Origin of the sequence: Chryseobacterium sp. MEBOG06, from assembly GCF_021869765.1 — a bacterium.
GTDB lineage: Bacteria > Bacteroidota > Bacteroidia > Flavobacteriales > Weeksellaceae > Chryseobacterium.
This window is the reverse complement of record NZ_CP084580.1, coordinates 1,187,995-1,201,117: the sequence shown is the minus strand read 5'-3', so window position 1 is coordinate 1,201,117 and position 13,123 is coordinate 1,187,995. Positions and strand designations below refer to the sequence as shown.

Here is a 13,123-nt window from a genome sequence, read left to right as displayed (position 1 = left end):
TGATTACTCACTGAACCATTTATCACTTATTGTTTTTTTATTATTTATTATGCGGTTTCAGCATGTTTTTCGGATCAAGAATCTCATCAAGCTTCTCCTGAGAAAGAATTCCTTTCTCCAGAACAAGGTTGTAAACGCTTTTCCCGGTTTCTAATGCTTCTTTAGCAATCTGTGTAGATTGTTTGTAACCGATATATGGGTTAAGTGCTGTAACAATACCAATACTGTGTTTCACCATATTCAGGCAAACTTCTTTATTGGCAGTAATGCCTACTACACATTTGTCACGAAGGGTATCTAATGCATTGCAAAGGAAGTTGATATTTTCCATGATTGCATGAGAAAGTACCGGCTCCATTACGTTAAGCTGTAGTTGTCCTGCTTCTGCTGCAAAAGTCACTGTAAGATCATTTCCGAATACTTTGAAACAAACCTGATTCACTACTTCTGGAATCACCGGATTTACTTTACCAGGCATAATGGATGATCCTGGCTGCATTGGAGGAAGATTGATCTCAAAGAAACCTGCTCTAGGTCCTGATGAAAGTAATCTTAAATCGTTACAGATTTTTGATAGTTTCACGGCAAGACGCTTTGTAGCGGAAGAGTAAATTACATAAGATCCTGTATCTGGCGTAGCTTCTACCAAGTTGGGTGCTGAAACAATAGGGTAGCCTGTAATCTGAGCCAGGTTTTTAGCACAAAGTACAGCATAGCCTACCGGAGCATTTAATCCTGTTCCAATAGCGGTTGCCCCCATATTAACTTCTACAAAAAGACCTGCGTTGTTATTCAGTTTGGAGATATCCTCTTCCAAAGTGGCTGCATAGGCTTCAAACTCTTGTCCCAATGTCATTGGTACGGCATCCTGAAGCTGCGTACGTCCCATTTTAATAACATCATGAAACTCCTCTCCTTTCGCGCGGAAAGCTTCAATAATTTTCTCCAGTCTTTCTACAAGTCCGATATTCATCTGCAACAATCCCATTTTGATTGCTGTTGGATAAGCATCGTTTGTAGACTGAGAAAGGTTGATATGGTCATTAGGTGAGCAGAATTCGTATTCTCCTTTATTTTTCCCTAATTTTTCCAATACAATATTGGCAATTACTTCATTCGCATTCATATTGATTGAAGTTCCTGCTCCTCCCTGGATCATGTCTACCGGAAACTGGTCATGATATTTTCCTTCTACAATTTCATCACACGCTTCTGCTATTTTGAAATACAAGTTTTCGTCCAGAAGTCCTAATTCATAATTGGTTTTTGCAGCTGCTTTCTTTACAAAAGCCAACCCTCTGATAAAATCCGGATATGAAGACAAAAGCTGTCCTGAAATTTTGAAGTTGTTGATAGCTCTTTGTGTCTGAACCCCATAATAAGCATCTAAAGGCACATTCAGTTCGCCTAATAAATCACTTTCTTTTCTGAAATTTTCCATTACAGATATTTTACTGTTTTTGATCGTTTAAAGATAGCAAAAACGCATCTAACCGATGCGTTTTAATTTGAATTATTTTACAGGGTATTTTTGATTTAAAGCCTGCAGTATTGCCCATGTTTCAGCGTCCATAATTCCGTCATAATTCTGTGGACGGAAATGGTACTGGAAGGCTTCAATAGTTTTCTTGGTACCGTCATCCCATTTTCCGCTGAGATCCAGTCCGTAACCAAATTTCTGCAATGCAGTCTGAATAAGGAAGATAAAAGAAGGATCACTATACCTGGTAGAGAAATCCGCCTGTGCAATTGTGAAAAAATTCTGTTTTGTCATTTCATCATACCACATTCCCAACTGATACTCATCATAGAGCTTTTTCCATGGGAACATAGGTCCCGGATCTTGTTTTCTTGTAGGTGCAATATCTGAATGGGCAAGAACATTAGTTGGCGAAATCTGATATCTTGCAGCAATATCCTTTGCCAATGCAGCTACTTTTCTCACCTGTTCATCACTAAACGGCGCAAATATTCTTTTACCGGCACCATCTGTAGAATAACCCGCATTTACAATTTCAATCCCAATGGAAGTATCATTAAGGTTCTTATCATTTCTCCACGAACTTACGCCTGCATGGTAGGCACGCTTGTTTTCATCCACAAGCTGGTAAATCTCGTTATCTCCTGTGTTGTTTACCAGATAATGAGCGCTTACCGCCTGCTGAGTAAGAACGGTAATAGATTTGTCATCCGGAATTGCTGTATAATGTAATATTAAATAACGCTGTCTGAAATTCTGCGCAATAGCAGGAAAATAAGTTTTCACTACTTTATATCCTGCCGGTTTTGCAGACACTATAGAACCGTAGCTTGCTGTATTATCATTTTTTGCCGGGTCTGCTATATTGGTAGTAAAAAAGTCTACTCCATGATCAGATACAACTTTTGGTTTCTGAGCTTCCGAGGTCTGTGTCTGAACAGTCGGTTTCGCCTGTGTTACCGGGGTTTTCGGTTTGTAAGTATTTTTTTTCACATTTTGCTGGGAAGTACATGAAAAAACGAATGTGCTTAATCCGATGATATATAATGTTTTACGCATCAGTTTGGTTTTTGAATGATTTATTACTTCAAAAATACACAAAATTTTCTTGAATTTTATTTGGTAAATAAAGAAATCTATTCTATATTTGCACTCGCAATAACGGAACAACGATCATTAAAAAATAAACAAAAAGGAGGGTTGCCAGAGTGGTTAATGGAGCAGTTTGCTAAACTGTCGACGCGAAAGTGTCGCAAGGGTTCGAATCCCTTACCCTCCGCTTTTTTTATATATATTCGGGGCGTAGCGTAGTCCGGTCATCGCGCCTGGTTTGGGACCAGGAGGTCGCAGGTTCGAATCCTGCCGCCCCGACTGTTTTAGTAGTTTTATCAAAACTATTTAATGGGTGCGTAGCTCAGCTGGATAGAGCATCTGCCTTCTAAGCAGACGGTCAAAGGTTCGAATCCTTTCGCGCTCACTTTATTTAGACTCACAATATTTTGTGAGTCTTTTTTTTGTACTATATTCTCAAGATTTTGGATCAGAACTGATAGAGAAAAAGGGGATCAGGTGCAAAAGTTGGGGGCTAAGCAAAAAGTTTAGTTAATCTGAATAAAAAAAATGATCTGTCCTTCACCCCTCTGAGCTGCATCCTGAATATTAAATCTATATGCAAAAATTTAGTTACACCTTCGATCAGATGGTATTCAGTGAAGGCAGAGATATTCTCATCTTATTTTAAAATATACGTTTGTATAGTAACCAATATATTTAGTTGCAGTAAAAATCAAATTGTTTAATTTTGTCTCTCTCTATTTTAATTCAATGAAAAATTTTAACATCATTATTGCTAGCTGTTTACTTGTTTTGACTGTCTCATGCAAAACAACAGCTCCGGTTTCAACAGCTTCTGTTCAGGAGGCTCCTTATCAAAACCTTGGTCATCACGGAAAAATATATGCTGCATTTTATCAGCAGAGAGCGGCTGAATATGAAGCGCTTTGCTTACAGGCATATAATATTGCGAAATTCCGTTTGGATGAAGCTTTAGCACAGAAATCAGAGAAGCCTTTAGCCATTGTTTCAGATATTGATGAGACCTTTCTGGACAATTCTTATTATGCTGTGGAACGTTCAAAAATGGGTAAAGATTATGATCAGAAGACATGGGAAGAATGGACTGCCAAAGGAATTGCAAAACCACTTACAGGTTCCCAGGAGTTCTATCAATATGCTGCCAGCAAAGGTATTCAGGTTTTTTATGTTACCAACCGTATAGAACAGGAACGTGCGGGAACACTAAAAAATTTAAAAAAGTATAATTTCCCTATTCAGAGCGATACCAACCTTATACTTCGATCTAAGGAAAGCAGCAAAGAGAACCGAAGAAAGGATATTGCTAAAAATTACAATATTGTATTACTGCTAGGTGATAATCTCGCGGATTTTGCGGATATTTTTGATAAAAAATCAGAAACAGAAAGGTCAGCGGCAGTGAAAAATTCAGCAAAAGATTTCGGTAAAAAATTCATTATCATTCCGAATGTTGGTTATGGTGACTGGGAATCTTCATTTTATAATTACAAATACGATTACACAAATCAGCAGAAAGACTCGATGATGTATGATGCAGTGAAATCTACTCCTTAAAAAAATAACGATTGATTGTCTGCTAATTTCGTTATCAATATATTATCTAAATTAAATTGGAGCTGGTTTGATCAGCTCCAATTTAATCATATCTTACATTAGCAAGTGTTTTTGGACCCATCCCCGCTTTCTTTTCCCGCTTAAAACCCTCAAATCAAGCATTCATATTCTGAGTTAAGGCTATATTAAACTATGTAGACTGGAACATTTACGACCTGATAAGCTTTTGAATTTCATCCTGATATTTCCGGTTTTGCTTTCTCACTTTTACAACGAAATATAAAAATATACTCAATACTGAAAGCCCTATAATAATTGCAGCAGTAATAAAATAGTTGTACCGGGTTATTACTTTCTCGCTTTTTTTCTGTGTCTCTGTATTATGGACATCGATCGCATGATTAATGGAACTTAATTCATTCTGCTCTCTTTTAAATTTCGTTTCAAAATACTTTTTACTGTACACCTGATAAAGAGGAGCTTTTCCCATGGCCAGATAGTTATCAGCCATTTCTTTATATATCCCCTCATTCAGAGTAAGATCTCCAGCTTCGTTACCAAGAGTTTCAGCTTTAACCAGCAGTGCGAGAGCTTCCTGATTTTGGTGTTTTTGTTTATTCATCTCTGCCAGGCCTTTTAGTGCAAATGCTTGCAGACTTTTAGCTTTGATCAAATCAGCCAAACTCATAGATTTTATAAAGGCCGTCCCTGCATTTTCAAGCTGATTCAGGTTAAGGTAGCAATAACCAATATTATAATAAATGATACTCTGATTAAAATAGGTTTTATTTTTTTCTTTTATTTTTTCAAAATTTTTGATTGCGATCAAAAATTCCTGAAGAGCGATTTCGGGATTAGACTGGCTCTTATAAATCATTCCCCGTAAGGCAAAGCTTCTGGCTGTTTCGAAATGTTTTAAATAGGAATCCTCAGATAATTTTTCCCGATATTCATCTGCTTCATCCAGTGTTTCAAGGCTTTTACTAAAAAGTTCCATCTGCTGATACTGCATAGCCGCTGCAATTAAAAAACTGGTCTGTATTTTGGGATCATTTGTTTTTTGAACCAGCTCCCTTGCTTTCAAAATATACTGTAATGATTCATCAAAGTTTCTTTTTGCAGTTCCTGCTGTGGATAGAAGCAGATAAATCTTAATTGATCTACTCAGATCTTTTTCTTTTTGAAGCAGCTTTTTTCCAATATTTATAGCTTTATCAGGGTTATTATAAATTTCGTGATTGGCTATCTTCATCAGGGAGTCATCAGAAATTTTCTGTCCATAGAGAGGAGCCTGAGAAATCAGAACACTAAAAAAAATAATAGGGGTCAATAATTTCATGATTTTTTATTTTTAATAATTTCCTGAATATAGGTATGCGGGGACATTCCTGTAATAGATTTAAATACATTGGTAAAGGCTCCATGCGATGAAAATCCTGAGTATTCTGCGAGATAGCTCACTTTGTAATTCAGATAAGCCGCATCTGTTTTGAGGAGATGTGCAATATGATTAATCCTTAATTCATTGATATATCCATTGAAGTTCTTTCCTTTATTATTATTGATTACTTCTGACAAATACTTAGTATTTATTCCTGTTTGTGCGGAAAGAATGGCCAGCGACATATTTTTATTCAAATAGTTATCAGACAGTTCCCATTCTTCCAGTTTCAGTAGAATTTCTTCTTCTTTTTCTTTTGAAATTTTGGACGGATCTCTGTCCGGTGTTTTAATTTCCTTTTCTATTTTCTCTTTTGGCATGTTGGCATGAGCCAATACAGATTCTTTTTTCTTTTTAAGTTTTTCGAAAAAATCGATCTGTTTTTTCAGGTCCTTGCTTCTTCCGGATTCGTTAAAGAAATAAGCAACAGCTGCTGCAATCAGAATTAAACTCATAACAACTGTTATTTTGAACTGCCTTAGTTTATTTTGTCTTTCAAACTCAATACTTTTCTTATGATAAGTTTCCAGAAGTTTTACTACATACTGTATACCTTCCTTTTTATTGGAGTCGAGCTTCGCTTTAAGATCAGTATACAAATTATTGTAATAGTAATATTTTTCATCATTATTAAGGGCCAGATAATTCCGCGAATACAGGTCATAAAAAATGATTTTCAGGTCATTATAAGGGAGCTTTTCAATTTCGGAAAATCCTTTATCCAGATTTTTTACCGCAGAAGTATAGTCTTCTTTGAGAAAAAAATACCGGGACAAACTTTCATATGCAAACGCAGAAACGAAAGCATTATTTCCATGTTTTTCAATCTCTTCGATAACCCCGTCAAGAAGTATTTTTGACTCTTCCAGTTTATTCTGCCGCAACAGAAAAGAGGAACGGAAAATAATGTTTTCCCATTTAATAATCCTGTTTTCGTCATTGGTACCCGTCAGACAGCCATCACTTTTATCCAGGTTCAGTAAAGCAATATCATAGTTTCTCGTAATCCCGGAATTTATTGCCTGAAGCTGAAAAAGCTTAGCAAAGACCATCCGTTCTTTTGTATTCCTGCTCTTTAGCAGCTCCGGATCTTTTAAGATATCTGTAATGATTTTTTTTGACTGCCCGTACAGTCCTAGATTCTGGTACTGATCTGCCAGATTGTAATCATCAAACAACTGAATAAAACTTGAGAGACCTTCTTTCTTGTCATTATCTTCTTTTTGGTTTGAAATACTTACCGACTGTATATAGTTCCCTTGTAATGCATATGCCTGAGAAATAATATTCCTTAAAATAACTTTGTGCTCAATATTCTTATCACTCATCAGGAGACTCTGTGAATAGCTGATACATTCTTCAGGATTCTGATATAATTTTTGGAAGGCCTTATCTGTCAGAATGCTGAAATCCGGATTTGCCTGTCCAAGTATAAAAGCCGGCACCATAGTACGAAAAACAATATTGGTCTATTACTTTTCAGTATTTCCTTTAAAATGCGGATCATTTTCCTACTATTTTTATTTGATATCACTATCATCACCCCTTTTAAAGCAGCACTCAAAACAACACTGATTTACAGTATTTTACATTTTAAATTCTTGTAAATTCAATGAATTATGCAAGCTGATTTCTTGATCAAGGGCAAATATAACGTTAATATTGTTCAAACCTTTAAAGTGATTTAAAATATTAGACTTATTCTCAAATTTTAATGAAATCATCACACCTATTAAGCATTATTATTATAAAATAACTAAAGAAAATTCTATAATAAATCAATATATGATTTTCACATACAGTTCAGTATTCGTATATGAAGTGAAAGAATTTATAAAATTCCCTACAGTAATTAATTCTACACTCATTATCCGGGAACAGTCTGGCTGATAGAGGACAGTATACTTAACCCTAAAATAGAAATAAAATGAGAAAACACTATCTATTATGGATGATTTTGCTCCTTTCGGTTTTTAAACTGAATGCACAGACTTATTGCATCCCTGCTGCAGGGTCGTCCAATCAGGCTAATTATCTGAAAAATGCAGTATTTTCAGACCAGGGAGCCTTTTATTATGATGCAGATTCCTACCAGGCTTATGTGGATAACACAGCTAAAGTAGTAACGTCTTATCCCGGAGGAACTGTCAATGTGCATATGGAACCCAGTACAAGCGGATCCAAGTCTTATGTCTGGATAGACTGGAACAATGATGGCGATTTTGATGATTTTTACGAAGACCCAATAGGCCCATCCAGTTATACCATTGTTGATGATATTTTTTATGTACCGCCAACACAGGCTCCCGGAATTTATAGAATAAGAATTGCCACCGGTTCTTCAATTGCTGCGCCGGGAAATCCCTGTGGATCTAATAATTCAGGAAATTTTGTAGACTTCAGTTTAAAAATTGAGGCTAATCCCACCTGCTTTGTTCCTTCGGCTCTTACTTCCAGCAATATAACAAACAGCAGCGCTGCCATTTTCTGGACAGCACCAACTTCTGCCCCAAGCATCGGCTATGAATATTATTACTCATCATCCCACATTGTACCGGATGCTTCCACTCCTGCAACAGGAACCAGTACAGCTTTATCAGTACCTGTTAGTGGACTGAACTCATTTACTACCTACTATTATTATGTAAGATCAGTATGTGGTACATCTGATAAGAGTGCATGGTCTCTGAGAAAAACATTTAAAACCAAATGTGATCCTCAAACGTATATGTTTGAAGACTTTGAAACTGCCACAACAGGAACAGGCTATATTCTAAACTGTTGGGATAAAATAATTTCAGGAACAGGCTACCAAGCTATCAACACCGCAAGCGGGGTTAATAATTCAAAAGCAATGTACCAAAGTGCCAGTAGTACGGCTAATACAGTAATTGCAGTTCTTCCTGCTTTCAGTAATGTAAATGCGGGTACACACTGGCTGAGATTTAAAGCCAGAGTAAGTGGTACAACAGCAGGAGTATTAGATATTGGCTATGTAATCAATGATACAGATGCATCCAGTTTCGTCAACATCCAGTCTGTCAATATTGGTAATTCTGTATTTGATGGTTATGAGTATTCAGTAGTTATTCCCAACACGGTTCCTGCTAATTCACGGTTAGCAATAAGACATGGCGGAGTACCTTCCACCCCTGTATATTTGGATAACGTATATTGGGAACCTAAACCAACCTGTCTTACTCCAGGCAATGTTGTTTTATCTAATATCACCAGTATAAGTATAACTGCTGCCTGGTCTGCTCCTGCTTCAACTCCAGCTATGGGATATGATATCTATTACAGTACAGACAGTACTCCACCTACCGCTTCAACAGTACCTAATATAACTGGTATAACAGCTAATACTTATCTTTTACAGGGACTTAATTCTGCAACGACTTATTATATTTGGGTCAGAGCAAAATGCAGTAATACAGATCATAGTTCATGGACCAATATTACATCAGCATTGACATTGTGTGCTCCCATAGCTTCTCTTGTTGAAAATTTTGATTCTTACAATACCGGATTCATAACTAATGCACCATGCTGGGGAAAATTAGTTACCGGAACAGGAAGTGTAAATATTAATGGAACAGGTGCTTATTCAGGGACAAAACACATTATGCAGAGACCTTTAACAGGTTCTTCTATGGCTATTCTGCCTGAATTGAGTAACGTAAATGCAGGAACACATTCATTGAGATTCAGGGCATATTGCAGTACCAATGCAGGGATAATGCATATTGGATATATAACAGATCCTGCCAATATTAACTCATTTGTACTCATCCAAGACCTTCATATTACCAACACCTCATATACCGGGGCCAGTGAATATATAGTGAATATCCCCAATACCGTTCCTGCCACAGCAAGACTGGCCATACTTACTGATGGTGCCAATCTTATCTATTATTATGATGACCTATCCTGGTCACCTACTACCGGCTTAGGAGTAAATGAAATAACAGCAAAACATGACTTGGTTGTTTATCCTAATCCTTTTACGGATGTAATTAATATTACCGGAAATACTGAAGTATCCTCTGTCACAATATATGATACTGCCGGCAGAAAGATTACAGAATTGAAAGCTCCATCATCATCTATATCCTTAAAGAATATATTACAGGGAACCTATATGATAAAGATTTTCTTTAAAAACGGAACCAGTAAAACTGTAAAAGCAGTAAAGAAATAATATGCTGTCTCTGCCATTAATAAGCAGCGGTGATACTGCCGCTGCTTGTATGGCAGTTTGATCATGAGGCTGATTTTTCAAGCTAAGAATTTTGTTGTCTGCTGCATTCAACAGGATATTAAAGAAATATACAGGTAATAAACAACAGCAGCTATACTGTGTTACTAAAACAGAAAATTCAATGACAATAAACAATATTTACCATTTGACAAAACCTGTTTTACTGAAAAGGTTTTTGTTCAGTTTGATTTTAATCTTTTTTGCGGCAAGCCCTCTTTTTTCGCAAAGAGATACTGAACATTGGTTTGCCCCGATAAAGCAAGGTTTTACTGCGGACACCAATAAACAGGCTTTATTCCTATCAACCGATTCTATTACTCCTTTTACTGTTGCCATTTATAATAACAATACGATAATTGGAACAGTTACGATCAGTAAAGGTAATCCTCAGTCTTTTGATATTCTTAAAGATTATATGATTACAGAATCTCAGTCACAAGTATTTACGACCACAAACCGAGGACTTTATCTGAAAGGAGAAAAACCTTTCTTCTGTACTTTCAGATTTTCAATAGATAAGCACGGAGAGATCCTTACCTCAAAGGGAAAAGCAGGAATAGGGACCCAATTTTACGTTGCTCATGTAAATTTACCTCAGCCTGATTCTACTTATAATTTTAGCTGTGGTATTTTAGCTACAGAAGATAATACTACAGTAACAGTGTCAGGTTACAGCCCATCTGTTCAATTTTCTAATGGGAACACCGGCGCAACGACTCCCACCATGACGATCTCCTTAAATAAAGGACAGTCATATACAATTGACGGCAAGGGTTCTGTTGCGGGAAATCTTACCGGTTTCATCGGAGCTAAAATAGTGTCCAATAAACCGGTATCTGTAACTAATGGTAATTTTAACGGCCAACAGACTTTAATAGGTAATGGTGCAGGCGGAAGTGACATATTCATGGATCAGTCTGTTCCTGTGGAGCGTCTTGGTGATGAGTTTGTGTTAATGAAAGGAACAGCACCTCTTTCTTATGAGCTTGAAGGAGCTATTGTTGTTGCAACAGAAGATAATACCCAGGTTTATCTAAATGACGAAACTATTCCCAAAGCAACATTGAATGAAGGACAATTCTATCGTATCCAATCAACAGGTTATATCAGCCAGAATTTTAGCGGTCATTATAATATGCGTGTCCGCTCTACTAAAAAAATATATGTATATCAGCTGATCTCAGGAGGAGGTTCCGGAACCTATTATAATACAGGCGGGGCTAATTATATCCCTCCTTTAAACTGCTTTTTACCTAAGAAAATTGATGAAATCGGGATGATTAATGTTCTTCCTTATTTTACAGCAATCACTCCTAATGTAAGGCTTCAGATCATCACAGAGTCTGGCGCAACAGTATCTGTGAACGGAACCGTTCTGTCAGGTATCCAGGGTCCTTATCCTGTTACAGGCAATCCAAACTGGCAAACCTACGCCGTAGAAAATGTCACAGGCAATATTACAGTACAGTCAACAAAGGCTGTCACCGCAGGTATTACTGCAGGTTATGAAGCTGTTGGCTACGGCGGTTACTTTGCAGGATTCTCTTCTATTCCTGTTATTGCCAAAAAGAACGGCAATTGTATTCCGGGAATAACCCTGGAAGCAGATGATAGCTATGCTTCGTATCAGTGGAATTTTAACGGATCAGTGATCCCAGGGGCTAATACCAATACGTACATCCCTTTACAACCGGGAAATTATACAGTAACAGTATCAGCGGGAGGAAGCTGTCCTCCCGTCACAACGCCTGTATACAAAGTATTTTCCTGCATTTCCAGTACAACAAAAGCATTAACTATCTGTTCGGCGGGTACCCCTCTAACAATAACACCGGCCTTTACCAACTCTTCTCAAACTCCGGTTCCGGGTACTGTACAGATTGTGACTCCCCCTGCCAACGGTACACTAACCGTAAATCCATCAACAGGAATACTTACTTATACAGCAAACCCGGGAGCCACTGCTGATACTTTTATGTATAAGTTCTGCGGGAACGTTCCTGAATTTACAGACTGTGAAGAGGTGAAAGTAGGTATCGCTGTACAGTCCGTAACCGCAGTAAACACTACCCTTAAAGCCTGTAATAATAATGGTACCGGGCTTTTTGATCTTACCATGGCTAACGTGGGTGGGCCTGCCGGAAGTATAAAAAAATATTATCCAACCTCTGCCGATCTTTCTGCCGGAACTAATGAAATTATTCCAGCCAATACTTATACCTCTTCTGTATCTAAAGATATATATGTAAAGGTATTAACTCCGGAAGGGTGTTATGCTCAGGCAAAAATAAATCTCGAGTTTAACCCTTCATCTCAGGTAGAGAATGTTTCATTACAATCATGTTATATAGATAATACACCGGATAAGGGTAGTTTTGATCTTACTCAGGCCATTGTTACCAGCGAAACAGGAGTCACTAAAGAATATTATAAGGCCATGCAGGATGCCGTTACCGGAATTAATGCTATCCTTAATCCAGGTATTTACATTTCTTCCAGTGGAATGGCCTATATTAAAATAATTAATACTGCCGGATGTTTTGCTATTGCCACTGTAACTCTTACTGTAACCCCGCCTAATCCTTCGTCATTACTTAAGGATCAATTCATCTGTTCTGATTCTACAACAACATTAGATGCCGGTACTGGATATGATTCTTACGAATGGAGTACAGGGGCTACAACCTCTTCTATTTCTAATGCAGGACCTGGAAATTATTGGGTTATTTTAGGACATAATAAGTGTTTTACCCGGCAGAATGTGTCTGTAAAAAAGACTCCTGATCCTGTTATCAGGCAAATAGATCTTGATAATAACAAAGCAACACTCACTGTAACCGGCGGACATCCTCCTTATATGTATTCTACTGATCATATCAACTGGCAAAGCTCTAATGTATTTTCTGGTCTTCCTAATGGCCAGAACAGGTTTTATGTAAAAGATTCTTACAACTGTGAGCCTATTCAGGTAGAATTAACTGTTATCAATATCGTTAATGCTATCACTCCCAACGGAGATCACATTAATGATACAATTTCTTATTCAGATCTGGCCTATAAAAAAGATTTAGCTTTTATGATCTATGACAGATATGGAAATAACGTCTTTACCGGCAGTCATTTTAATAATTACACATGGGACGGCATGTTCAGCAACAAGAAACTTTTTACAGGGGCTTACTGGTATGTGATCACATGGAAAGAACCGACTCTGAAAGATGCCATTATAAAATATACAGGATGGATCTTACTTAAAAATTAATCCAGGACTATAAAACTGTTAACATTT

Annotated in this window: 7 protein-coding genes and 3 tRNA genes; 6 read left to right on the top strand and 4 right to left on the bottom strand. The window is 37.2% G+C overall.

Going from position 1 to position 13,123, the window contains the following annotated elements:
• Positions 1-40: 40 nt before the first annotated feature.
• Both aspA and LF887_RS05545 read right to left on the bottom strand, forming a co-directional pair.
• Positions 41-1,441 carry an aspartate ammonia-lyase gene (gene aspA / locus LF887_RS05550; RefSeq protein ID WP_236857795.1) on the bottom strand — a complete coding sequence of 467 codons (1,401 nt, stop codon included), beginning with the start codon at positions 1,439-1,441 and terminating at the stop codon, positions 41-43.
• A gap of 72 nt (positions 1,442-1,513) precedes the next feature.
• Positions 1,514-2,539, bottom strand: a complete 1,026-nt coding sequence (locus tag LF887_RS05545) for an N-acetylmuramoyl-L-alanine amidase (protein WP_236857794.1) — start codon at positions 2,537-2,539, stop codon at positions 1,514-1,516.
• Positions 2,540-2,674: 135 nt separating this feature from the next.
• On the opposite strand from LF887_RS05545, the gene LF887_RS05540 reads away from it, so the two are divergent.
• The 4 genes from LF887_RS05540 (at position 2,675) to LF887_RS05525 (ending at position 4,129) form a co-directional block, all read left to right on the top strand.
• Positions 2,675-2,759: transfer RNA gene (locus LF887_RS05540), tRNA-Ser, on the top strand.
• Positions 2,760-2,776: 17 nt separating this feature from the next.
• Positions 2,777-2,851 (top strand) — tRNA-Pro (locus tag LF887_RS05535).
• A gap of 32 nt (positions 2,852-2,883) precedes the next feature.
• Positions 2,884-2,957 (top strand) — tRNA-Arg (locus tag LF887_RS05530).
• Between the two features lie 347 nt (positions 2,958-3,304).
• The gene (locus LF887_RS05525) at positions 3,305-4,129 is read left to right on the top strand and encodes a 5'-nucleotidase, lipoprotein e(P4) family (RefSeq protein ID WP_236857793.1); all 825 of its coding nucleotides are present in this window, start codon (positions 3,305-3,307) and stop codon (positions 4,127-4,129) included.
• Between the two features lie 208 nt (positions 4,130-4,337).
• Here the strand turns inward: LF887_RS05525 and LF887_RS05520 are convergent, their stop codons facing one another.
• Entirely contained in the window at positions 4,338-5,468 is a 1,131-nt protein-coding gene (locus LF887_RS05520; protein WP_236857792.1) for a tetratricopeptide repeat protein, read from the bottom strand.
• Complete coding sequence (locus LF887_RS05515; protein ID WP_236857791.1) at positions 5,465-7,018, bottom strand: helix-turn-helix domain-containing protein; 1,554 nt, start codon at positions 7,016-7,018, stop codon at positions 5,465-5,467. Before LF887_RS05515 ends, LF887_RS05520 begins: the two co-directional genes overlap by 4 nt.
• A gap of 479 nt (positions 7,019-7,497) precedes the next feature.
• On the opposite strand from LF887_RS05515, the gene LF887_RS05510 reads away from it, so the two are divergent.
• Entirely contained in the window at positions 7,498-9,774 is a 2,277-nt protein-coding gene (locus tag LF887_RS05510; RefSeq protein ID WP_236857790.1) for a fibronectin type III domain-containing protein, read from the top strand.
• A gap of 244 nt (positions 9,775-10,018) precedes the next feature.
• A complete protein-coding gene (locus LF887_RS05505) occupies positions 10,019-13,096 on the top strand; it encodes a T9SS type B sorting domain-containing protein (protein WP_236857789.1) in 3,078 nt (1,025 codons plus the stop codon).
• Positions 13,097-13,123 lie beyond the last annotated feature (27 nt).